Annotated in this window: 22 protein-coding genes and 1 tRNA gene; 2 read left to right on the top strand and 21 right to left on the bottom strand. The window is 69.9% G+C overall.

The genetic code is table 11. The annotated features are described in order from the left end of the window. The 18 genes from DFJ69_RS17630 to DFJ69_RS17545 form a co-directional block, all read right to left on the bottom strand. Positions 1-1,506, bottom strand: a complete 1,506-nt coding sequence (locus tag DFJ69_RS17630) for an MCE family protein (RefSeq protein ID WP_116023608.1) — start codon at positions 1,504-1,506, stop codon at positions 1-3. Further along, positions 1,503-2,819 (bottom strand): MCE family protein, encoded by a 1,317-nt coding sequence (locus DFJ69_RS17625; protein ID WP_116023607.1) that lies wholly within the window; start codon positions 2,817-2,819, stop codon positions 1,503-1,505. Before DFJ69_RS17625 ends, DFJ69_RS17630 begins: the two co-directional genes overlap by 4 nt. Next, complete coding sequence (locus tag DFJ69_RS17620; RefSeq protein WP_116023606.1) at positions 2,816-4,111, bottom strand: MCE family protein; 1,296 nt, start codon at positions 4,109-4,111, stop codon at positions 2,816-2,818. The genes DFJ69_RS17625 and DFJ69_RS17620 overlap by 4 nt, the downstream gene beginning before the upstream one ends. Further along, the gene (locus DFJ69_RS17615) at positions 4,108-5,199 is read right to left on the bottom strand and encodes an MCE family protein (protein ID WP_116023605.1); all 1,092 of its coding nucleotides are present in this window, start codon (positions 5,197-5,199) and stop codon (positions 4,108-4,110) included. The genes DFJ69_RS17620 and DFJ69_RS17615 overlap by 4 nt, the downstream gene beginning before the upstream one ends. A gap of 2 nt (positions 5,200-5,201) precedes the next feature. Then, positions 5,202-6,236, bottom strand: coding sequence for an MCE family protein (locus tag DFJ69_RS17610; RefSeq protein ID WP_116023604.1), 1,035 nt, complete (start codon positions 6,234-6,236; stop codon positions 5,202-5,204). Continuing rightward, on the bottom strand, positions 6,233-7,576 hold the full coding sequence (locus DFJ69_RS17605; protein WP_116023603.1) for an MCE family protein: 1,344 nt from the start codon (positions 7,574-7,576) through the stop codon (positions 6,233-6,235). The genes DFJ69_RS17610 and DFJ69_RS17605 overlap by 4 nt, the downstream gene beginning before the upstream one ends. Before the next feature lie 7 nt (positions 7,577-7,583). Then, positions 7,584-8,432 (bottom strand): MlaE family ABC transporter permease, encoded by an 849-nt coding sequence (locus tag DFJ69_RS17600; RefSeq protein WP_116023602.1) that lies wholly within the window; start codon positions 8,430-8,432, stop codon positions 7,584-7,586. After that, on the bottom strand, positions 8,432-9,298 hold the full coding sequence (locus tag DFJ69_RS17595) for an MlaE family ABC transporter permease (protein WP_116023601.1): 867 nt from the start codon (positions 9,296-9,298) through the stop codon (positions 8,432-8,434). Before DFJ69_RS17595 ends, DFJ69_RS17600 begins: the two co-directional genes overlap by 1 nt. 3 nt (positions 9,299-9,301) lie before the next feature. Further along, positions 9,302-10,387: an ABC transporter ATP-binding protein gene (locus DFJ69_RS17590; protein WP_116023600.1), complete on the bottom strand. Its 1,086-nt coding sequence runs from the start codon at positions 10,385-10,387 to the stop codon at positions 9,302-9,304. Between the two features lie 459 nt (positions 10,388-10,846). After that, positions 10,847-11,239, bottom strand: coding sequence for a 50S ribosomal protein L7/L12 (gene rplL, locus DFJ69_RS17585; protein WP_116023599.1), 393 nt, complete (start codon positions 11,237-11,239; stop codon positions 10,847-10,849). A 49-nt stretch (positions 11,240-11,288) separates the two neighbouring features. Then, on the bottom strand, positions 11,289-11,882 hold the full coding sequence (gene rplJ, locus DFJ69_RS17580; protein ID WP_116023598.1) for a 50S ribosomal protein L10: 594 nt from the start codon (positions 11,880-11,882) through the stop codon (positions 11,289-11,291). A 268-nt stretch (positions 11,883-12,150) separates the two neighbouring features. Further along, the gene (locus DFJ69_RS17575; protein ID WP_116023597.1) at positions 12,151-12,999 is read right to left on the bottom strand and encodes an SCO4651 family lipoprotein; all 849 of its coding nucleotides are present in this window, start codon (positions 12,997-12,999) and stop codon (positions 12,151-12,153) included. 151 nt (positions 13,000-13,150) lie between these two features. Next, positions 13,151-14,017 (bottom strand): SCO4651 family lipoprotein, encoded by an 867-nt coding sequence (locus DFJ69_RS17570; protein WP_116023596.1) that lies wholly within the window; start codon positions 14,015-14,017, stop codon positions 13,151-13,153. Between the two features lie 187 nt (positions 14,018-14,204). Then, positions 14,205-14,915: a 50S ribosomal protein L1 gene (rplA, locus tag DFJ69_RS17565; RefSeq protein WP_116023595.1), complete on the bottom strand. Its 711-nt coding sequence runs from the start codon at positions 14,913-14,915 to the stop codon at positions 14,205-14,207. 64 nt (positions 14,916-14,979) lie between these two features. Next, entirely contained in the window at positions 14,980-15,411 is a 432-nt protein-coding gene (gene rplK, locus DFJ69_RS17560; protein ID WP_116023594.1) for a 50S ribosomal protein L11, read from the bottom strand. A gap of 197 nt (positions 15,412-15,608) precedes the next feature. Beyond that, the gene (gene nusG / locus DFJ69_RS17555; protein WP_116023593.1) at positions 15,609-16,418 is read right to left on the bottom strand and encodes a transcription termination/antitermination protein NusG; all 810 of its coding nucleotides are present in this window, start codon (positions 16,416-16,418) and stop codon (positions 15,609-15,611) included. 86 nt (positions 16,419-16,504) lie between these two features. Next, positions 16,505-16,756, bottom strand: coding sequence for a preprotein translocase subunit SecE (secE, locus tag DFJ69_RS17550; protein WP_116023592.1), 252 nt, complete (start codon positions 16,754-16,756; stop codon positions 16,505-16,507). A gap of 126 nt (positions 16,757-16,882) precedes the next feature. After that, positions 16,883-16,955, bottom strand: a tRNA-Trp gene (locus DFJ69_RS17545). Between the two features lie 230 nt (positions 16,956-17,185). Between DFJ69_RS17545 and DFJ69_RS17540 the strand changes: the two genes are divergently transcribed. Next, positions 17,186-18,397, top strand: a complete 1,212-nt coding sequence (locus tag DFJ69_RS17540) for a pyridoxal phosphate-dependent aminotransferase (protein ID WP_116023591.1) — start codon at positions 17,186-17,188, stop codon at positions 18,395-18,397. Between the two features lie 54 nt (positions 18,398-18,451). Here DFJ69_RS17540 and DFJ69_RS17535 read toward each other — a convergent pair whose 3' ends face one another. Next, positions 18,452-19,258, bottom strand: a complete 807-nt coding sequence (locus DFJ69_RS17535; RefSeq protein ID WP_147312352.1) for a hypothetical protein — start codon at positions 19,256-19,258, stop codon at positions 18,452-18,454. Continuing rightward, positions 19,255-19,749, bottom strand: coding sequence for a SigE family RNA polymerase sigma factor (locus tag DFJ69_RS17530; protein ID WP_116023589.1), 495 nt, complete (start codon positions 19,747-19,749; stop codon positions 19,255-19,257). The genes DFJ69_RS17535 and DFJ69_RS17530 overlap by 4 nt, the downstream gene beginning before the upstream one ends. Positions 19,750-19,913: 164 nt before the next feature. Here DFJ69_RS17530 and DFJ69_RS17525 point away from each other — a divergent pair, with 164 nt between their 5' ends. Next, a complete protein-coding gene (locus tag DFJ69_RS17525; RefSeq protein ID WP_116023588.1) occupies positions 19,914-20,972 on the top strand; it encodes an adenosine deaminase in 1,059 nt (352 codons plus the stop codon). Positions 20,973-21,003: 31 nt separating this feature from the next. Here DFJ69_RS17525 and DFJ69_RS17520 read toward each other — a convergent pair whose 3' ends face one another. After that, entirely contained in the window at positions 21,004-21,690 is a 687-nt protein-coding gene (locus DFJ69_RS17520) for a GntR family transcriptional regulator (RefSeq protein WP_116023587.1), read from the bottom strand. Between the last annotated feature and the right edge of the window lie 38 nt (positions 21,691-21,728).

The following is a 21,728-nucleotide window of genomic DNA, read 5'->3' as shown; positions in this document are numbered from 1 at the left end:
TCATCGCGCCAGGGGTCCGAGCAGGAGCATCTTCCAAGAGGCGTCGCCCAGCAGACGCTGCTGGCCACCGGTGTAGCCCAGCAGGTACCGCGTGCCGTCCGGCCCGTACACGGCCCCGGTCGATGGATCGTACCCGGCCAATTCGACCGATCCGGACGAAACAGGCACATACAGGCTGTTACCACTCACGGTGGTCACGCCGCCGTTGGTCGTCGGCGCGGCCGCCGGACCGGCGCCCGCGTCACCCGAGTCGCCCGCGTCACCGGTGTCCCCCGAGTCGCCGCCGTCGGCGGGCCTCTTCGCGCCGCCCTCCGGGAATCCGGCGCCGTTGGTCGCGCCCGGCGGGACCTTCGGGAACGGCTGACGGTCCTGCGTGGGGATGTTGCGGGAGCCGCGGACGACCTTCTCGGAGTCCTTCGGCTCCTTGCAGCCGACGTCCAGCCGGGGCTCCTCGTGCCCGGTGCGCTGGGGCCAGCGCTTCTTGACGTGCTCGTAGCCCCGGGTGCAGGGCTCCGGCGAGTCGAGGTTGAGCACCAGACCGAGGTGCTGGGTGCCGTCGTCGGGGGTCACGGTGAACGCGCCCGCCAGGGTGACCGGGTAGAGGATGAACAGCGACCGCAGCCCGGCGATCCGGGAGGTCATGATCTGTCCGGTGGTGGTCATGTTGGCCAGCAGCACCGGCAGCGTCGGCGACAGGTCGTCGATCAGCCTGCTCGTCTCCGCCGTGAACGGGACCGTGGCGTCCAGGGTCTTGCGCAGCGCGGGGTCGTCCTTGCGGAGTTGCCCGGTGAGCACGTTCAGGTTGCGGGCGAACCGGCGGATGTGCCCGCCCTGGGAACGCTGGGTGTCCAGCACCGTCCGGCCGTTGTTCAACAGGTCGCGCGTGTCGGGGTACGCCTCTTCGGCGGTCTTCAGCAGCCGATCGGTGTCGTCGAGGATGGCCTGGAGGTCGGCGGCGGAGCCGTTGAACGCCCGCTGCAGCTCGTCCACGATGGTCCGCAGATGCCGCGGGTTCACCGAGGAGACCAGGTTGTCGACGTTGCGCAGCAGCTCGGCGGTGCCGACCGGCAGCCGGGTGTTCTCCTTGGCGATCGTGTCGTACCGGCCGCCGTCGCCCAGGTAGGGGCCGGGCACGTCGCCGCTCGCGTCGGGCTTCTTGGTGGGCTGCAGGTCGATGTACTGCTCGCCGACCGCCGACCGGTTGCCGACGACCGCGACCGTTCCGTCGAACGGGATCTTCTTGCCGGTCCGCAGCTTGAGCCTGACCCGGATGCCGGTGTCGGTCAGCTCGATGGGGCCGACGCGACCGACCTCGACACCCCGGTAGGTCACCTCGGCGTTGGTGAACACCCCGCCGGAGTCGGTGAGGTCCACGTACGCCGTGTACTCCCGACCCAGCGCGCTGCGGCCGAGCCCGACGTAGCGGACGGCGACCACGCTGACCCCGACCACCGTGATCAGCAGGAAGGCCAGCAACTGGATCTTGACCCCGCGCTTGAGGATCACTGGTACCCCCCGGTCATCAACGTGTAGAGATCGCCGTGCGCGCCCGCCGGGGCCATCGCCCGGGGCAGCGGGAGGAGACCCCCGCCGCCGGTCGGCGAGCCGCTGGGGGTGGGACTCGGTGTGGTGGTCGGCGTCGGGGTGGACCCGTCGCCTCCCCCGGCGCCGCCCGTTCCCGGGCCCGCGGGAAGGTCGGGGAGGACGCCCAGCGGAGGCTGCGGAACGCTCAGGCTCGGCGGCTTGAGCATCAGCCGCATCTGCTCGCCCTGCTTGACCAGGTGCTCCAGAGCGGTGCCGCCCAGCAGGTTCTGGGCGAGGTTCTTCATGTCCAGGTCGAGGGACAGGTGGATGTTGGCGTAGTCGCCCCGGATCACGTTGTCGAACGTGGCGGGGAACGGGAAGGTGCTCAGGGTCTCCAGCGACTTCGGCAGGGTCGCGCCGGCCTTGTTCAGGTTGCGCAGGGTGGTGTCCAGCGACCGGAGGTTGGCCAGCAGGTCCGCCTGCGAGTCGTCGATCACCTTGACCGTGGTCTTGCTGAGCCGGTCCAGGCTCACCAGCATCTTGGTGAGGTCCGCCCGGTTGCGGCGCAGGATGTCGACCGCCGGACCGGCCTTCTCGATGGTGTCGGCGATGGTGACGCGCTCGTCGGCCAGCCGCTTGCCGAGCCGGTCGATGCTGTCGATGGCGCGGACGATGGCGCCCCGGTTGGTGTCCAGGGTGCCCACGAACGTGTCGACCCGGTGCAGCACCGACTTGATGGTGGCCGTCCGCCCGTTCATCGCGGCGTTCAGCTCCCGGGTGATGGTGGAGACCTGCTCCAGCCCGCCGCCGTTGAGCAGCAGCGACATCGCCGACAGGACCTCTTCGATCTCGGCGCCGCGGCCCGTGCGGGTGAGCGGGATGAGGTCGTCGTCGCCGAGCGGGTTCGCCGACGGGGCCTCGCCGACCGGGGCGGACAGCGCGACGAACTTCTCGCCGAGCAGGCTGGTCTGGCTGATGCCGGCGCGGGCGTTGTCGGGCAGCCTCACGTCCCGGCGCATCTTGAACGTGACCACCGCGTGCCAGGAGCGCCCGGCGGTGGTGCCGCGCTCCAACTCGACCTCGGTGACCTTGCCGACGGCCACGTCGTTCAGTCGGACCACCGACTGGGGCACCAGGTCGAGGACGTTCGCGAACTCGGCCCGCACCGTGATCGGCCGGTCGCCGAGGTCGGGGCCGCCCGGCAGCGGGAGGGAGTCCACCCCGCGGAAGCCGCAGCCGGACAGCGCCAGCGCGCAGACCGTCGTGACGGCCGCCCATCGTCCCAGCGGGCTCATCGGCCACCTCCCGGCAGCAGCGAGCGGAAGTCGCCGCCGCGCCGCTGCGTGTCGCCGTCGGGGTTCTGCCGGCCGCCGCCGGTCACGCCCTGGCCGCCCGTGCGCGGGTTGCGCGGGTCGTTGGGCCCGTACGCGTCCGGCGGGATCGGCTCGGGGTCGTAGTGCGTCGTCAGCGCGGTGATCCAGGACAGGTCCAGGCTCAGATGCGACAGGGCCTTCCCCAGACCGTTGACGGGCCCCAGGAAGTTCAGGCACTGCTTGGCCGGGGTGCCCACCGAGTACGTCAGCGAGCAGATCCAGTCGGCCAGGTTGCTGAAGTTGACCGACAGGTTGGCCCGGGTGCCGATGGTGCCGCTGATCGGGTCGTAGGCGCGGGCCAGGTTGTTGATGAACAGCGGCCCCTGCTCCAGGAACTCCGTGAACGCCTTGCGCTGCTTGACCAGCACCCCGGTGACCTGCGCGAGCTGCCGCACGTTGGTGGACAGCCCGCCCCGGTTGTCCTTGATGAACCGCTGGACGTTGCGCAGCGTGGGGCCGAGGGTGTTGAGCGCGGCGCTCAGCTCCTCCTTCTCCCCGGCGAGCTGCCCGGAGACGCCGGCGAGATGCTCGTTGAACTGCCGGATCTGCCGGTCGCTGGCGACCATGGCGTCCGTGATGACCTTGAGGTTCTTGATCGTGGCGGCCACGTCCCCGCGGTCCTCGGACAGCGTCGACAGCATCCGCGAGGTGTCGGCGATCGTCTGGCGCAGGTCGTCGCCCTGGCCCTGGAGCGTGTCCGCGCCGACCTGCAACAGCCTCGACAGCGACTGGTCGCGGTTGGCGCCCTGGGGGCCGAGGGCCTTGCTCAGGTCGTTCAGGCTGCCGCCGACCTGGTCGACCTCGACCGGCACCTCGGTGCGGTCGGTGCCGAGGGTCACGCCGTCCCGCAGCGTGGGCCCGCCCTTGTAGACGGGGGCGAGCTGCACGAACCGGTCCGACACCAGGGTCTGGCTGACGATCATGGCCTTGGCGCCGGCGGGGACCTTGCGGCGGGCCTCGTACGTCATCTCGACGAGGACCGAGTCGCCCTTGGGGGTGACCTCGGTGACCTTCCCGACCGGGATGCCGAGGATCCGGACGTCCGCGCCGGGGTACAGACCGACGGCCCGGTCGAAGTAGGCCGACAGATGGTGCCGCTCCGGTTCACGGGTCAGCACGACACCCGCGGCGACCAGGGCCGCGACGACGCCGATCGCGACGCCGAGCCGGAGGATGCTAGCGAAGTTGCGCACGGTGATGACCTGCCTGCTCACGGGAGGAAGGGCAGCGGGTTGTCCTTGCTGGGCCGTGGGGTGCTCGGCTGCCCGCCCCCCGGTTGCCCGCCTTGTCCGCCGTCCCCGCCCGGGCCGCGCTCGCCCTGGCCGCCGTCGCCGCCGGGCGAGTTCTGGAGGGAGGCCGGGACGGGGATCAGGTTCTGGATGTAGGAGTCGAACCACCGGCCGGAGCCGGTGGCGTCGGCGCCCTGACGGGTGGCCGCCCCGGACAGCTCGATCAGCCGGTCCAGGTTCTTCTGGTTGCGGAGCAGGATGTCGTTGACCCGGCCGAGGTTGGCCAGCATCGGCTTCAGCTCCGCCTCGTTCTCGGAGATGAGCGCGTTCACCTGCTGGGACAGCAGCACGGTGCGGACCAGCAGTTGGTGGATGACCTCCCGCCGGGCGCGCACCTCCCGCAGGATCACGTCGGCGTCCTCGATCAGCCGGGCGAAGTCGGCGTTGCGGTCGGCCAGCAGCTTGGAGACGCTGCGGGCGCGGCCGGCCAGCTCGTGCAGCTCGGTGTCCCGGGAGGAGATCGTCTCCGACAGCCGCCGCAGCCCCTTGAGGGACGCCCGGATCTCCTCGGGGGAGTTCTCGAACGTCTCCGACAGGACCTGGAACGACTGCGCCACCTGCTTGTGGTCGATCTGCCCGATCCGCTCGCTCAGGTCGTTGATGGCGGGGACGACCTCGTAGGGGACGGCGGTCCGGGCGACCGGGATCTCCTCGCGCAGCCTGCCGCCGCCGTGCGGCTTGAGCGCCAGGTAGTGCGAGCCCAGCATGGTCTTGATCTTGATCTCGGCGCCGGTGCGGTCGCCCAGCCGGACACCCTCGTCGACCTCGAAGGTGACCTTCACGTGGTCGCCGACGAGGTCCATGCCGGTGACCTTGCCGACCTTGACACCCGCGATCCGGACCTCCTCGCCGCTGCGCAGCCCGGCCGCCTCCTTGAACTGCGCGCTGTACTCGGTGCCGCCCCCGATGATCGGCAGGTCGCCGATGTTGGCGGCGGCGAACGCCAGCGCCCCGAGGACCGCGAAGGACGCCAGACCGATCGGCACCGGATTGCGCTCCCGGAACGGCTTCATCGCTACTTGCACCTCGCGTTCTCGTTCTGGATCCGGGGCGTCTGGTAGACCGGGCCGCCCGGAAGGGCGATCCGGGCGTCCATCCCGCACAGGTAGAAGTTGAACCACGAGCCGTAGGAGGAGGCGTGCATCAGCTCCTCCATCCGGTGCGGGGTGCGCTCGAAGAACCGGTCGAGGTCCTTGCCGTTGTCGGCCAGCGTGTCGGTGAGCCTGTTCAGCCCGGCGATGTCGTTCTTCAGGCCGGGTCGCACGTCCTTGAGCAGGTCGGTGGTGGTGCCGGTGAGCTGATTGATCGCGGCGACCGAGTCGAAGATCGCCGCCCGGTCGGCGGCCAGCCCGCCGACCAGTCCGCGCAGGTCGGTGATCAGCTTGTTGACCTGGTCGTGCCGCCGGTCGATGGTGCCCAGCACCGTGTTGAGGTTGTCGATGACCCGTCCGATCACCTGGTCGCGGTCGGCCAGCGTGCCGGTCAGCGAGGCCACGTGCGCCAGCACGCTGTTGACGGTGCCGGCCTCCCCCTGGAGCGTCTGGACGATCTGCATCGCCAGCGTGTTGACCTCCTGCGGCTCCAGCGCCCGGAACAGCGGGCGGAAGCCGTTGAACAGGGTGGTCAGGTCGAGCGCCGGGTGGGTGCGCTCCTTGGGGATGGTCTCCCCGGCCCGCAGGTAGACCCCGGCGGGGCCGGGCGTGTCCTCGGTGATCTCGATGTAGCGCTGTCCGACCAGGTTGCGGTACCGCAGGTTCAGCTCCACGTTGCGCGGCAGCCCGGTCCGGAAGACGCCCTCCTTGTTGATCCGGAAGGTGACCTCGGCCTCGGTCCCCCGGTGCAGCCGGATGCCCTCCACCTGACCGACCCGGACGCCGGCCGCCCGGACGTCGTCGTTCTCCAGCAGCCCGGCCGCGTCGGTGAAGATCGCCTTGTACTCGTGGGTGGAGGTGAACCGGATGTTGGCGATGGTGATCGCCAGGATCCCGGTCACCAGCGAGGTGACGGTGACGAAGACGCCCAGCTTGAGGGCGGCGCCCGCGGTCCTCATCGGAGCGTCACCACCGATCCGTCACCCACGATGGGGCCGTACAGCAGCACCGCCACGTCCGACACCTCGTCCGCCGGGGTCCGCGTCAGCGGCCCGACGATGCTCTTGATCTGGTCCTTGCTCGACATCGCGCCGCCGGGGTCCACGAACACCCCCGAGGCGGGCCGGTTGCGGTGCCCGGGCGGCAGCGGCTGATCCGGGTCGTGCGGGTCCTTCCACCACAGGTCGTCCTCGGTGCCGTCCAGCGCCAGGTAGTCCGGGAACGGCGTCTTCGGGTTCGGCAGGCCGTAGCAGCGCGGGTTCCGGTTGTCCTTGGCCTCCGGCAGGTCGATCCGCTTGTACGCCGGTCGCGGCTTGACGATCTCGATGGTCAGGTTGAACGTCGAGTTCTTGCCGCCGCCGGCCTCCTCGGCCCGGGGCTTGAGCGCCATCACGCCGTCGAACACGCACGGCAGCGACGGGGAGTACTTGGCGAACAGCTCCAACACCTGCCGGTTCGCGATGTTGACGCCGACCAGCTTGGGCCCGTTCTCCTTGAGGAACCGGTCGCCCTTGACCGACAGGCCGGTCACCGCCGGGATCAGCTCCTCGATGGTCTGCCGCTTGTCGGCGATCGTCTCGTTGGTGACGTTCAGGTTCCGCATCGTCTGCAGCAGGTCCGGGGCCGCGGCGTTGTAGACGTCGGCGACGTCCGCCAGCGCCTTGAGGTCGTACACCAGCGTCGGCAGGTCGGGGTTGACCTTCCGCAGCAGCGTGTCGACCTGCTCCAGGTTGCGGCCGATCTGGTCGCCGCGCCCCTGCAGCGCGGTGGCCAGGGCGTTGAGGGTGGCGTTCAGCTTGGCCGGCTCCACCGCCTGCAGCAGCGGCAGCAGGTTGTCGAGCACCTGGTTGACCTCGACGGTGGCCTGCGAGGTGTCCTGACGGATCACCGTGCCCGCGCGGAGGCCGGAGGCGCCCCGGTCCCGCGGGATGTTCAGGTCCACGTACTTCTCACCGAACAGCGTCTTGGGCAGCAGCCGTGCCGTGACGTTGCCCGGGATCAGCTCGGCCTTGTCCGGGTCCAGCGCCAGGTCCAGCACCGCGCCGTCGGCGGTGGCGCGGGAGCCCCGCACCTCGCCGACGATCAGCCCGCGGACCTTGACGTCCGAGTGCGGCAGCAGTTGGAGGCCCGCCCGCTGCGTCTGCACCTTCACGTGGACGACCCGGGTGAACGCCTTGTTGTAGAACGCCACCGTCAGCGCCAGCAACAGGACGATCACCACGATCATCGCGATCCCATAGATCCGGTGGCGGGCCCGCTGCGAGAGCGGACTCCGCCCGGCCGGTCCGACGTGCGTCATCGTGCCGTCACCCCGCGATCCGCACGGAGACCGTCGTGCCCCAGATCGCCATGCCGAGGAACAGGTTGGCGACGTTGATGGTGACGATGCTGGTCCGCACCGCGCGCCCCACCGCGACGCCGACCCCCGCCGGGCCGCCGGTGGCGTGGAACCCGTAATAGCAGTGGATCAACATGACGAGAATGGAGAAGACGATCACCTTGCCGAACGACCAGAGAATGTCGGTCGGCGGTAGGAACAGATTGAAATAATGGTCGTAGGTCCCGACCGACTGCCCGTAGAAGGTGGTGACGACCAGCCGCGTCGCCAGGTACGAGGCCAGCAGGCCCACCACGTACAGCGGGACCACCGCGATCATCCCGGCGATCAGCCGGGTAGTCACCAGGTACGGCATGGCCGGGACCGCCATGACCTCCAGCGCGTCGATCTCATCGGAGATCCGCATCGCGCCGAGCTGGGCGGTGAACCCGCAGCCGACCGTCGCCGACAACGCCAGCGCGCTGACCAGCGGGGCCAGTTCGCGGGTGTTGAAGAACGACGACACGAACCCCGTGTAGGCGGCCGTGCCGATCTGGTTGAGGGAGTTGTAGCCCTGCAGACCGACCTGGCTGCCGGTGAAGAACGTCATGAAGCCGACGATCGCCACGCTGCCGCCGATCACCGCGAGCCCGCCGGTGCCGAGGCTCACCTCGGCCAGCAGCCGCAGCACCTCGGTCCGGTAGCGGCGCAGCACCCGGAAGAACCAGGCGAACGCCCGCGCGTAGAACGACAGTTGGTGGCCGAGGTCCTCGACCTTCTCCAGGGGCACGCCGACCGCCTTCCCGACGACGGTGCCCCTTTTCCCCGTACGCGCCATCACATCCCCTTCTGCGGGACGAGCTGGAAGTACAGGGCGCTGATCAGGAAGTTCTCCAGGAAAAGCAACATGAACGTTATGACCACGGTCTGATTGACCGCGTCGCCCACACCCTTGGGGCCGCCCTTGGCGTTCAGGCCCTTGTAGGCCGCGACCAGCCCGGCGGTGAGGCCGAAGACGAACGCCTTGACCTCCGCCTGCAGCAGGTCGGGCAACTGGGCCATGGCGTTGAACGAGGCCAGGTAGGCGCCCGGCGTCCCGTCCTGGAGCACCACGTTGAACAGATAGCCGCCCATCAGGCCGACCACCGAGACGAGGCCGTTGAGGAACAGGCCGATGAACGCGCACGCCAGCATCCGGGGCACCACCAGGCGGTGCAGGGGATTGATCCCCAGCACCTCCATGGCGTCGATCTCTTCGCGGATCTTGCGGGAGCCGATGTCGGCGCACATCGCCGAGCCCGCCGCGCCGGCGATCAACAGCGCGGTGACCAGCGGGCTGGCCTCGCGCACGATCGCCACCACGGCGGTGGCCCCGGTGAAGGACTGCGCGCCGAGCTGCCGGATGAGGCCACCCACCTGGAGCGACAGGATCGCTCCGAACGGGATGGCCACCAGCATCGTCGGGATCGCCGTCACACTGACGATGAACCAGGACTGCTCGATGAACTCACGCCACTGGACAGGGCGTTTGAACATGGCACGGAACGTGTCAAGGCACAGGGCGAAGAAACGGCCCGGCTCCTTGATGGCGATGTCGGCCACGCCATCGCCGATCTTGCTGAAACGGCTCGCGCCGCGTGTTCCGGTGGTGGTGGTCCTGGTCTGATCCCTGCGCCGGGGGGCGCCGGTACCAGGAGTTGTCATGTCCTAGTGCCTCCTGGGGGGCGGACCGCCCTTCGACCCCTGAGAGAACTGCGGGCCTGGGGGCGGGCTCTGGGACGGACCGGCGGGAGCGCCGACATGGTTGTTGCCGGCGGCCACGTACCGCGGCCACTCCTCGAGCCAGTTGCGGCCGAGCTCGTCGATGAACGAGCCGGGGGGCGGCTGGATGCCGTGCGCGCGCAGCCAGGCGCCGGGGGGTGACTGGGCCTTGCGGATCCGGCCGTCGCTGGTCAGCAACTGCGGCGGGATCGGAGGGAGCCGGCCCGGGTCGATGCCGGCCTTGGCCTCGGCCTCCAGCTCGGAGACGTCCTTCTCCTCGGACATGCCGATGGGGCCCTGCTTGCGCGCGTTCAGGAACTGCCGGACGACCGGCTCCTCGCTGGACAGCAGCATCTCGCGGGGACCGAACATCACCAGCTCGCGGCGGAACAGCAGGCCGATGTTGTCGGGAACGGTCCGAGCCGTGTTGATGTCGTGGGTCACGATCAGGAACGTCGCGTCGATCTGCGCGTTCAGGTCGATGATCAACTGGTTCAGATACGCGGTGCGGACCGGGTCCAGACCGGAGTCGGGCTCGTCGACCAGCAGGATCTCGGGGTCCAGGACCAGCGCGCGGGCCAGGCCGGCCCGCTTCTTCATACCGCCGGAGATCTCGCCGGGAAGCTTCTTCTCGGCCCCGAGCAGGCCGACCATCTCCATCTTCTCCATGACGATGCGCTTGATCTCGGACTCGGACTTCTTGGTGTGCTCCCGCAGCGGGAACGCGATGTTGTCGAACAGGTTCATCGACCCGAACAGCGCGCCGTCCTGGAACAGCACGCCGAACAGCTTGCGGGTCTCGTAGAGCTGCCCCTCGGGCAGGTACGGCAGGTTGCGGTCCCCGATCCAGATGTTGCCGCGTTCCGGCTTGAGCAGCCCGACCAGCGACTTGAGGAACACCGACTTGCCGGTACCCGAGGGCCCGAGGAGCACGGAGACCTCTCCCGCGGGCAGGGTCAACGACACGTCCTGCCAGATCACCTGACTGCCGAAGGACTTGGTCAGTCCTTCGACCCGAATCTCGACGCCCACTCGTCACCTTCCGTCCAGGCCGGGGGGATTCCCGGGATGAAGTTCGAGTTAGCTCTCTGCACGGGCCGAGTCCCGTCGTCACTCACCGTGACCACTGTCTTGCTACCAACGGGTAGCCGTGACGCGTGCCACTACGTTAGCGGCGAATCTCAAAAAAGGAAGAGCTCCGACGCCGGTTCTGTGGCAAACCATAGCAACGTAAGCCAATCGTTACTTACCTTACGCGGTACTCGGACGACCGAAACCCCCACGTCAGCGGGGGTGGAGAGCCGGGCGGAAGGGCTCCGGTGGCCCCGGCGGGGCGCACCCTCCGTCCGGGCGCGACACTACGCGCGCCCATGAGGGCTCACAAGTGCGCTGCGCAACGATCCGGGCACGCGAAAGGCGGCCGTTTTCACCCCACAGGATGAGAACGACCGCCTTGAACGCGCAGGGCCGCAGGGGCGACCCGGGGCGTGACTACTTGACGGAGACGGACGCGCCGGCCTTCTCCAGGGCCTCCTTGGCCTTGTCGGCGGCCTCCTTGTTGACCTTCTCCAGGAGGGTCTTCGGAGCGCCGTCGACCAGGTCCTTGGCCTCCTTGAGGCCGAGGCTGGTCAGCGCGCGGACCTCCTTGATGACCTGGATCTTCTTGTCGCCGGCGGCCTCGAGGATGACGTCGAACTCATCCTTGACCTCGGCCTCCTCGGCGGCGGCGCCCGCGCCACCGGCGGCGGGAACGCCCGCCACCGCGACCGGGGCGGCGGCCTTGACGTCGAAGACCTCTTCGAACTGCTTCACGAACTCCGACAGCTCGAGGAGGGTCATCTCCTTGAACGCGTCGAGCAGGTCGTCGGTGCTGAGCTTGGCCATATGTGTTTCCTCCAGGGTCTCACGTGCGATCTTCGGGTGACCGCGGGATTCAGTCCTCGGCGGGCGCCTGGTCGGCGGCGGGCGCTGCGGCCTCCGTGGCCTCTACGGCCTCGGTGGCCTCGCCCGACGCCTCGCGCTTGGCCCGCAGCGCGTCCGCGAGCAGGGCCATCTGCGTCGGCAGGGCGTTGAAGGTCGCGGCGGCGTTCGCCATCGACGCCTTCATCGCACCCGCCAGCTTGGCGAGCAGCACCTCGCGCGACTCCAGGTCGGCGAGCTTGGCGACATCGGCCGCGTCCATCGACTTGCCGTCGACGTACCCGCCCTTGATCACCAGCAGCGGGTTCGCCTTGGAGAAGTCGCGCAGGCCCTTCGCGGCCTCGACCACGTCGCCCTTGACGAACGCGATCGCCGACGGTCCGGCGAGCAGCTCGGAGAACTTCTCGTCGACGCCGGCGGCGTTCGCCGCGCGCTTGGTCAGCGTGTTCTTCACCACGGAGAACGTCGCATTCTCACCGAGGTTGCGACGCAGCTCGCCTAGCTGCGCCACGGTGAGCCCGCGGTACTCGGTCAGTACGGCGCCGTTGGAACTGGTGAACTCGTTGGTGAGTTCATCGATCGCGGCAGCCTTGTCGGCCTTAGCCATGGGCCTCCTTCCGATTACCTAGGGTTCAGGCCACCGGTCGGAAGGTCCGGAGAAAACACAAACGCCCCGGCGCAGGTGCACACGGGGCGTGAAGACGGCCGCTTCAGCGAAGCGGGCGTGCGGTCACTCTCGTCTCACCTGCGCGGGCCGTCCGCATTTTCGGCGGACCTTCGGCTGCCCAGGCGGACAGCGACCGGCGGTCTTCGGCAATCCCCAAGGGTACGCGTCCCCGGCCCGAACGCCAAATCCGAACCGGGAACGCGACGACTCACGCGCGCGGGATGTTCGGCAGGCTCGGCGACGTGAACTCGCCCACCTGGTCGTCCGGCGGAGCGCTGACCTTCACCGGCTTCCCGTAGTCGAAGAACGTGCCGATGGCGGTGACCGCACCGACCGCCAGCGTCATGTCGACCTTCTGCCTGCGGGGCAGACCGTCATCACCGACCCAGAGCTCGATCGAGACCCGCTGCGCCTTCAGCTTCCGATAGATGCCCTCGTACTTCTCGCGGTGCTCGGGGGGCATCCGGGCGAAGTCGGTGGCCGGGTTGAGGGTGCCCGCGTAGCGCGTGGTCACCACCCCGTCGACGGTCTCCCGGCCCACCACGCGCACGTTCGGAGAGGCGGTGAGGACGCGAGCCTGTTCGCCGGGGCCGTTCCGCTCCATCTCCTCCAACGGGTCCGAGCCGCCCGCCGCGCCATCGCCCACCGGCATCCTGGCCCACGGCTTGCCGCCCGAGAGCGCCGTGGAGCCGTGGTTCATGTACAACGACCGGCCGACCATGATCATCTTGACCGGCCGGCCGCCGCCCGGCGTGCCGAAGGTCGTCATGGAGCCCCGCATGGCCGGCACCGGCCGGTGCCGGACCTCCATGTCCATGTCCATCCGCACGCTCATCTGCTGCCCCTGGATGGACAGCCGGCTGTCCGAGGTGAGTTTCACCCGGTACGAGTCGGCCGACCCGGCCTTGTCGGAGACCTTCGCCAGGATCTGGGCGGCGGCGAGCTTGACCGCTCCCCCGGCGTCCCCGGCCTTCTCCTCGGCGGAACCGAGGCATCCGGTGAGCGAGAGGGTCAATGCGCCGCACACGGCGGCCGTGGCGGTCAGTCGGCGGTACATCGGTCTGCGACCTCTTCCTCGGGAGCGGGAGGCGCGCAGCCCCCATGATCAACCCCGAACGGTACCCCGACCGACCGACATTCGGCACGAGATATCCCCATCCCGACACCCCGACCCCGGGTTCACCCGCCGACCGGCCGCCGTGGGCTGGTCAGTTACCGCCGCCGAGGAAGCGGCCCACGGTGTCGGTGACGTCGCCGACCTGGTCGGCGGGCGGGGGGTTCACCCGGATCTTCTTGCCGTAGTCGCGGTACAGGACCGTCACCGTCGAGGTCTCGTGGCCCTTCGAGGTGCCCTTGACCACCAGCTTGCGGGGGAGGTTCTCGGAGTCGATCCAGATGTCGAAGGCCAGCCGGTCCGAGCCGTCGGTGTGCCACCTCCGGACCTTCTCGCGGGTCTGCGGGTCCAGTCGGTTCAACGCGTCCTGCAGGGTGACGGTGCCCGTGTAGTGCCCGGTGCGGACGCCCTCGATCTTCTCCTCGCCGACGCGGCGGGCGTCCTTGGAGCCGGTGAACATCTTGGTCTGCTCCGCGGGGTTGACCCGCTGCACCGCGTCGGTGATCTCGTCGAAGCCGAACCCGAGCCGCCGGCCCGTACGGTCGACGTTCAGCCGCAGCCACGGCTTGCCGCCGGTGGCGAACTCGGCCAGCCGCGGCACCTTGGCGTAGAGCGTGTCGCCCACCAGGATCGCCCGGCTGCCCACACCCGGGAGGGTCTGGCCGCCCACCTTGAGCTGGTCCAGCGTCGCGGTGAACGCGAGGTTCGGCCGGAGCCGGACGTCGCCGGAGCCGCGGATCGTGGTGCCGCCGTCGCCGGTGTCGGCGATGGTCAGATCGGCCTCGAACGAGTCGGCCTGCCCCGTCCGCTGCGACGCCTTGACCAGCGCCGTGTCGGCGGGCAGGTTGATCGTCCCGGCGTTCCCCGACCCGCCGTCCGATCCGCACGCGGTGAGGGTGGCGGCGATGGCGGATCCCGCGGCGACGACCACGGTCGTCCGGAGGGCCGTTCGGCGTTCCATGAGGGGTTCCTCTCTGCTGCCCTGGTCTTCCCTGGCTGAGATCCAGTGTGGTCAGGACCGACCTGGGCGGCATCCCCCAGTGGTACGAATACCGTCCCTTCCCGTACCCCTTGGGTCGTACCCCCGGAAACGACGAAGGGCGCCCCGGTTCGCACCGGGGACGCCCCTCTCGTTCGAGCGCCGGACCTCAGTCGAGGTCGGCGGTCAGGTTGCGCACCGCGTTGGGGTCGACCGGGATGGCCGGGCCCATCGAGGTGGTCATGGTGGCCTTCTTGACGTACCGGCCCTTGGCCGCCGAGGGCTTGAGACGCTGGATCTCGTCGACCGCCGCGGCGTAGTTCTCCACCAGCTTGCGCTCGTCGAAGGACGCCTTGCCGATGATGAAGTGCAGGTTCGAGTGCCGGTCGACCCGGAACTCGATCTTGCCGCCCTTGATGTCGGTCACGGCCTTGGCCACGTCCATGGTGACCGTGCCCGTCTTCGGGTTGGGCATCAGGCCGCGGGGGCCCAGCACCCGGCCCAGCCGACCGACCTTGCCCATCATGTCGGGGGTGGCGACCACGGAGTCGAAGTCCAGGAACCCGCCCTGGATCCGCTCGATGAGGTCGTCGGTCCCGACGAGGTCGGCCCCGGCGTCGCGGGCCTCGTCGGCCTTGGCGCCGCCGGCGAAGACCAGCACGCGGGCGGTCTTACCGGTGCCGTGCGGCAGGTTGACGGTGCCGCGGACCATCTGGTCGGCCTTGCGGGGGTCGACGCCCAGCCGCATGGCCACCTCGACGGTGGCGTCGAACTTGGTCACCGCGGTCTTGCGGGCCAGCTCGACCGCCTCGGCGGGCGTGTACAGCCGCTCGCGGTCGATCAGGTCCGCGCCCCTGCGGTATGCCTTGCTGCGCTTCATTGCTGCTCCCTGTGTCGCGAGAGTCGTGGTACGGGCCGGCGCACGGCCCTTCCACTGGTGGGTGTTACTTGACCTCGATGCCCATGGAACGGGCGGTGCCGGCGATGATCTTCTCGGCGGCCTCGATGTCACGGGCGTTCAGGTCGGGCATCTTGGTCTGCGCGATCTCGCGGACCTGGTCCTTGGTGATGGACCCGACCTTGGTCTTGTGCGGCTCGCCGCTGCCCTTCTCGATCCCGGCGGCCTTGAGGATCAGCCTCGGGGCCGGCGGGGTCTTGGTGACGAAGGTGAACGAGCGGTCCTCGTAGATCGTGATCTCGACCGGGATCACGTTGCCGCGCTGGGCCTCGGTGGCGGCGTTGTACTGCTTGCAGAAGTCCATGATGTTCACGCCGTGCGGACCGAGCGCGGTACCGACCGGCGGCGCGGGCGTCGCGGCACCGGCGCTGAGCTGGACTTTGACGACGGCGTTGATCTTTTTCTTCTTGGGAGGCATGTGCCTTCCTCTCGTTCCTGTTTGATGTGGTCCCGACTCCCCTCTTCGGGGCAACGGGGCGGCCGGAACACTTCCGCCACGTTGGGACCGTTGATCTCCCGCATCCCCGCTGACGCGGGGCAAGCCGGCGTTGCGGCTCCGGCGTGGAACTGCACGGGATAACCCCGCCACAGCGGGGACGAGGAGCAGTCTACGTGTCAGATCTTGGAGACCTGGTTGAAGCTCAGCTCGACCGGGGTCTCACGGCCGAAGATCGAGACCAGCACCTTGAGCTTCTGCTGCTCGGCGTTGATCTCGTTGACCGTGGCGGGCAGGGTGGCGAACGGGCCGTCCATGACGGTGACGGACTCGCCGACCTCGAAGTCCACGGTGGCCGTGATCTTCGCCTGCTCCTTGACCTTGGCCTGCTCCTCCGGCTCGGGGGCCAGCAGGTTGGCGACCTCGTCCAGGCTCAGCGGGGACGGCTTGTTCAGCAGGCCCACGAAGCCGGTGACGCCGGGGGTGTTGCGGACCGCGGCCCACGACTCGTCGGTCAGCTCCATCCGGACCAGGATGTAGCCCGGCAGCACCTTCTCGTTGACCTTCTGGCGCTTGCCCTGCTTGATCTCGGTGACCTCGTGCTGGGGCACCTCGACCTGGAAGATGTAGTCCTCCATGTTGAGCGACTGGGTCCGGGTCTCGATGTTGGTCTTGACCCGGTTCTCGTACCCCGCGTAGGAGTGCACGACGTACCAGTCGCCCGGCTGCATGCGGAGCTGCATCTTGAAGTCGGCGTACGGGTCCACGGCCGGGGCCGGCTCGAGGACCTCTTCGGTCTCGTCGGTGGTCTCGACGGGCTCGACGGCCTCGGCGGGCTCATCGATCCCGTCGGTGTCGTCGACGGCGTCGGTGTCGTCGACGGCGTCGGTGTCGTCTTCCTGGGGGGTCTCCGCCGGCTCGACCGCAGCCTCCTCCGCAGACCGGGCCTGTTCGGCGGCCTCGTCGTAGGGCTGTGGGGACTCGGACACGGTGACTCTTCTCTTCTATCGGTAACGGAAAACGTGAATATGACGGCGCGCGGTGCGGTGCGCGGGCGCCGGATGCGGATCGGGGATCAGCCGAAGATGGCGAAGATGCCCTTCTGCAGGGCCCAGTCCAGCCCCGACACGATCCCGATCATGACCAGCACGAAGATCAACGACACGACCGTGTAGTTGATCAGTTCGCTGCGGGTCGGCCAGATCACCTTGCGCAGTTCCGCGATGACCTGGCGGACGAACAGGGCAGGGGAGGTCCGCTTACCGCCGGACTTCTTCTCCTTGCCCTTGTCCTCGGTCGCGGGCTCGCCGCGCATCTCAGTCGCCATCGCCGTTCACCAATCGGTCGGTAATCAACCCGTGGCCCGTGCGCGCCCGCATGAAGGCGTGCCCGCCGATGCCCCGCTCGGGCGTGGCACCGACGAAGATGGCACTGGTGCGGGCACCGCACTTCGCAGGGCAGGAGGGACTCGAACCCCCAACCGCCGGTTTTGGAGACCGGGACTCTACCAATTGAGCTACTGCCCTTCGCGTTCTCCGGCCCACGGGTGACCGGAGGTGACGGTCTCCAGCTTACGGCCTGCCCGGGGGCACGGCAGCACGCCGGAACCCGTCACTAAGTCCGTGAGTGTACGTGGCTCGGGGCCCCCGCGTCGAACCAGCCGCCTCCGCATGATCGTTCCGGTCGGAACGATCCCCGCTCCACCTGGACCGATATCCGGCTGAAGCGGCGGCGGGAGGTCTGGAACGATGGACGCATGAGCATCGACCGACCTCGAGTCTCCGCGCGCATCGCCGCCATCTCCGAGTCCGCCACGCTGGCCGTGGACGCCAAGGCCAAGGCGCTGAAGGCCGCAGGCCGTCCGGTCATCGGGTTCGGTGCCGGCGAACCCGACTTCCCCACCCCGGACTACATCGTCGAGGCGGCCGTCACCGCCTGCCGGGTGCCCCGCTTCCACAAGTACACCCCCGCCGGCGGGCTCCCCGAGCTGCGCACCGCGATCGCCGAGAAGACCCTGCGCGACTCCGGTCTGCGGGTCGAGGCGTCCCAGGTCCTGGTGACCAACGGCGGCAAGCAGGCCGTGTACGAGGCGTTCGCCGCGCTGCTGGACCCGGGCGACGAGGTGCTGGTCCCGACCCCGTACTGGACCACGTACCCGGAGTCGATCAAGCTGGCCGGCGGCGTGCCGGTGGACGTGGTGGCCGACGAGACCACCGGTTACCGGGTGGATGTCGACCGGTTGGAGGCGGCGCGCACCGACCGGACCAAGGTGCTGCTGTTCGTCTCGCCGTCCAACCCGACCGGTGCGGTCTACCCGCGCGAGCAGGTGGCCGAGATCGGCCGCTGGGCCGCCGAGCACGGGCTGTGGGTGATCACCGACGAGATCTACGAGCACCTGGTCTACGGCGACGCCGAGTTCACCTCGATGCCGGTCGCCGTACCGGAGCTGGCCGACCGGACCCTGGTGCTCAACGGCGTCGCCAAGACCTACGCGATGACCGGCTGGCGGGTGGGCTGGATGATCGGCCCCCAGGACGTGGTGAAGGCCGCCGCCAACCTCCAGTCGCACGCCACCTCCAACGTCGCGAACGTCTCGCAGGCGGCGGCGCTGGCGGCCGTGACGGGCGACCTGTCGGCCGTGGCCGAGATGCGCGCGGCGTTCGACCGCCGCCGCCAGACGATGGTGCGGATGCTCAACGAGATCCCCGGGGTGCTGTGCCCGGAGCCGGAGGGCGCGTTCTACGCCTACCCCTCGGTCAAGGCCCTGCTGGGCAAGGAGATCCGCGGGAAGCGCCCCGCGACCACGGTGGAGCTGGCCGAGCTGATCCTGACCGAGGCCGAGGTGGCGCTGGTCCCGGGCGAGGCGTTCGGCACCCCGGGTTACTTCCGGCTGTCGTACGCGCTGGGCGACGAGGACCTGGTGGAGGGTGTCAGCCGCGTCGCCAAGCTGCTGGCCGAGGCGAGCTGACCCTGACGACGTGCGACGCCCCCGCCCCGGATCGTTCGGGGCGGGGGCGTTCGGCTATCCGGTGACCTGAAGGCCGTCGAGCACCCTGTCGAGGTCGATGCCATCGGACACCCGGACGACGATGGCCACGCCTTCGCGGACCCGCCATGCGGCCTGGTCGGGCTGGCGGCGTCCCGGGTTGCCCTTGACGGTCGTCTCCTCGGCCGACGGACCCCAGGAGGCGTGGTAGTCGCCTCGCGTGTCCTTGCCGCAGACGACGGAGACGGAGATGAAGTCTCCGCTCGTCCTCTTCTCGACGGGCGTCTTCATCCTGCTCGGCGCATGCCAGGACGCGCCGTAGACCCAGGAGCTGTCGCGGCTCGTGACGCCGCCGTGCGGGCCGGGCTTTCCGAGGCGATCCGGCAGGTAGTCGAGATGGACTCCGGCGATGAGCTGGCGCGGCCACGTGCTCGGGTGCCCCTGAGGCCATTCCTTCCAAGGGTCACGGGCGGGCCGGCTATGTTGCGGATTCGGGTCGGTCGCCCGTACGCCCGGACCGGGGTCGGGCCAGTCGCTGTCGCGTGGCGTCTCCGGGCGCGTCCGGGGTGTGCACAACCGCGCCGGTACGGCCTGGACGGGTGGCAGCGCCCGTTCCGGCGGGGAGAGCGGTCGTTCCCGATCGTGCTCCGGCCCGTTCGCCAGGCCGGTGCCGGCGACCGAGACCGCGGCGGTGGCCGTCACGGTGGCCAGCGCTCCCAGCGCGAACCTGCGGGAGCGGCGGCGACGGCGGCCGTCCCGGACGGCGGCGGCCAGGCCGGGTGGGGCGTGGACGTCGGCGACGTGCCGGGACATGGCCTCACGAAGATCGCCTTCAAGGGTCATCGCGTGATCTCCTCACGGATCCGGTGGGCGCGGAGGCGGGCCAGCGCCTTGGCGGCCTGGGACTTGACGGTTCCGACCGAGCAGCCCATCGCCTCGGCGATCCGGGCCTCGGTGAGGTCGTCCCAGTAACGGAGGACCAGCACGGCGCGCTGGCGGGCCGGGAGGCGGTGCAGTTCGCGGATCAGGACGTCCCGCAGGGCGAGCCCGTCGGCGGCCGCCGGGACGCCGACCTCGGGAACGCGTTCCACGTTCACCTCCTGGCGGATCCTGCGCCGGCGGGCGCGGCTGATGGTGACGTTGACGAGGATGCGGCGGACGTACGGCTCGGGGTCGCCCTCGATGCGCGACCAGTGCCGATACGCCTTCTCCAGCGCGGTCTGGACGACGTCCTCGGCGTCGTGCCGCGAGCCGCCGGACAGCAGGACGGCGGTGCGGAGCAGCGCCGTGCCGCGCCCGGCCACGAACTCCTCGAACGAGGGGTCGTCACCCATCGGCGGTACCGGGTTCTTCGGACATCTGTGCTCCCTTCGACGCGTACACATACGCGGGGGACGGCCATCGGGTTGCCTGCGAGGGTCATGTGCCGATGGTCCGAAAGGGTGGTCTTGGTCGGGCCGGTGTTCGTGCGGGTGGGCGGATCCGGCAAAGTTGGGCCATGGAGGCCGATCCCGTTTTCACCCGTCCGATCCGCACTCTGCCCAAGGCGCATCTGCACCTGCACTTCACCGGCTCGATGCGGCACAGCACCCTGGTGGAGCTGGCCGAACGACACCGGGTGCACCTGCCGGACGCGCTGGTGGAGGACTGGCCGCCCCGGCTGCGCGCCACGGACGAGCGCGGCTGGTTCCGGTTCCAGCGGTTGTACGACATCGCCCGTTCGGTGCTGCGGGAGCCCGATGACGTCCGGCGGCTGCTGCGGGAGGCGGCGGAGGACGAGGCGGCGGAGGGTTCGGGCTGGCTGGAGATCCAGGTCGACCCGTCCGGCTACGCGGGGCGCTTCGGGGGGCTGACCCCGACGGTGGAGCTGGTCCTGTCCGCGGCGGAGGAGGCGGAGACGGCCACCGGTGTCGGGATCGGCATCGTGATCGCGGCCAACCGCACCCGGCACCCCCTGGACGCGAAGACGCTCGCGCGGCTGGCGGCCGGCTACGCGGGGAGCCGGGTGGTCGGCTTCGGGTTGTCGAACGACGAACGGCGGGGCCGGGCGTACGACTTCGAGGGCGCGTTCCGGATCGCTCGCAGGGCCGGGCTGCTGTCCACTCCGCACGGCGGCGAACTGCGAGGGCCGGGGAGCGTGCGGGAGTGCCTGGACGTTCTGCGGGCGGACCGGATCGGCCACGGTGTGCGCGCCGTGGAGGACCCCGCGCTCCTCGACCGCATCGTGGAACGGGGCGTGACGCTGGAGGTCTGCCCCGCCTCGAACGTGTCCCTGGGTGTGGCGCGTTCGGCGGCCGAGGTGCCGCTCCGCGCCCTGTTCGAGGCGGGCGCGCGGCTGGCGCTGGGGGCCGACGACCCTCTGCTGTTCGGCTCCCGGCTCGCCCGACAGTACGAGCTGGCCCGCACCGAGCACGGCTTCACCGACGCGGAGCTGGCCACCCTCGCCCGCGCCTCCATCGAGGGCTCGGCTGCCCCCACGAACGTCCGCAAGCAACTGCTGGGCGACATCGACACCTGGCTCACCGCTCCCCCGACCCATGCGGTGACCGCCGCCTGACATCCCCACCGGTCCGAGGACGCCGCCGTGCTCAGTGGCCGTTGAGGGAGTTGTTCCAGAGGCCCTGGCGTTCGAGGTGGGCGATGAGGAGTTCGCCGGCGCGGACGACGTGGACGCGCATGGCGGCGCCGGCCTTGGTCGGGTCGGCGTCGCGGAGGGCGGCCAGGACGTGCTCGTGGTCGTCGAGGGCGGTGCGGGGCCACTCGGGGAGGCGTCCGTACAGGCCGCGGGGGACGTAGCGGGCGACGGAGCTGAGCGACCAGGCGAGCTTGGCGGAGCGGGCGGCCAGGTTGATCGAGCGGTGGAAGCCGTGGTTGTGCTCCTCGACCAGGGGCGCGCGGCCGTCGACGACGGCGCGGCCCATGGCGTGCTGGATGGCGGTCAGCTCTTTGAGGGCCCCGGTGGTCATGGTGCGGGCGGCGCGGGCGGCCAGTTCGGCGGCGAGGCCGGCCTGGACCCAGAACAGGTCCTTGACGTCCTGGCGGGACAGCGGGGCGACCACGAAGCCGCGGCGGGGCTCGAGTTGGACGAAGCCCTGGCTGCGCAGCGACTGGAGGGCCTCGCGGACGGGGGTGACGCTGATGCCGAACTCGGCGGCCAGCCGTTCCAGCCGGAGGTACTCCCCCGGGCGCACCCGACCGTCCATGATCATCTCACGGAGGCGGGCGGCGACCTCGTCACTGAGCTGGGGTCGTGTGCCGATGCGCGGTGACGCCACGTGAACCGCCCCATGGGACCCTTCCGCGGCGAGGGCGC

The organism is Thermomonospora umbrina, assembly GCF_003386555.1.
Lineage (GTDB): Bacteria > Actinomycetota > Actinomycetes > Streptosporangiales > Streptosporangiaceae > Thermomonospora > Thermomonospora umbrina.
Note: the sequence above shows the minus strand (reverse complement) of the source record. Positions and strands in the feature narration are given on the sequence as shown.

Bases quoted from the DNA above. Each gene is read 5' to 3' on its own strand.
- DFJ69_RS17625 (WP_116023607.1), bottom strand. From the start codon at position 2,819: ATGAGCCCGCTGGGACGATGGGCGGCCGTCACGACGGTCTGCGCGCTG.
- DFJ69_RS17615 (WP_116023605.1), bottom strand. From the start codon at position 5,199: ATGAAGCCGTTCCGGGAGCGCAATCCGGTGCCGATCGGTCTGGCGTCC.
- DFJ69_RS17610 (WP_116023604.1), bottom strand. From the start codon at position 6,236: ATGAGGACCGCGGGCGCCGCCCTCAAGCTGGGCGTCTTCGTCACCGTC.
- DFJ69_RS17605 (WP_116023603.1), bottom strand. From the start codon at position 7,576: ATGACGCACGTCGGACCGGCCGGGCGGAGTCCGCTCTCGCAGCGGGCC.
- DFJ69_RS17600 (WP_116023602.1), bottom strand. From the start codon at position 8,432: ATGGCGCGTACGGGGAAAAGGGGCACCGTCGTCGGGAAGGCGGTCGGC.
- DFJ69_RS17595 (WP_116023601.1), bottom strand. From the start codon at position 9,298: ATGACAACTCCTGGTACCGGCGCCCCCCGGCGCAGGGATCAGACCAGG.
- rplL (WP_116023599.1), bottom strand. From the start codon at position 11,239: ATGGCCAAGCTCAGCACCGACGACCTGCTCGACGCGTTCAAGGAGATG.
- rplJ (WP_116023598.1), bottom strand. From the start codon at position 11,882: ATGGCTAAGGCCGACAAGGCTGCCGCGATCGATGAACTCACCAACGAG.
- DFJ69_RS17575 (WP_116023597.1), bottom strand. From the start codon at position 12,999: ATGTACCGCCGACTGACCGCCACGGCCGCCGTGTGCGGCGCATTGACC.
- DFJ69_RS17570 (WP_116023596.1), bottom strand. From the start codon at position 14,017: ATGGAACGCCGAACGGCCCTCCGGACGACCGTGGTCGTCGCCGCGGGA.
- rplA (WP_116023595.1), bottom strand. From the start codon at position 14,915: ATGAAGCGCAGCAAGGCATACCGCAGGGGCGCGGACCTGATCGACCGC.
- rplK (WP_116023594.1), bottom strand. From the start codon at position 15,411: ATGCCTCCCAAGAAGAAAAAGATCAACGCCGTCGTCAAAGTCCAGCTC.
- secE (WP_116023592.1), bottom strand. From the start codon at position 16,756: ATGGCGACTGAGATGCGCGGCGAGCCCGCGACCGAGGACAAGGGCAAG.
- DFJ69_RS17540 (WP_116023591.1), top strand. From the start codon at position 17,186: ATGAGCATCGACCGACCTCGAGTCTCCGCGCGCATCGCCGCCATCTCC.
- DFJ69_RS17535 (WP_147312352.1), bottom strand. From the start codon at position 19,258: ATGACCCTTGAAGGCGATCTTCGTGAGGCCATGTCCCGGCACGTCGCC.
- DFJ69_RS17530 (WP_116023589.1), bottom strand. From the start codon at position 19,749: ATGGGTGACGACCCCTCGTTCGAGGAGTTCGTGGCCGGGCGCGGCACG.
- DFJ69_RS17525 (WP_116023588.1), top strand. From the start codon at position 19,914: ATGGAGGCCGATCCCGTTTTCACCCGTCCGATCCGCACTCTGCCCAAG.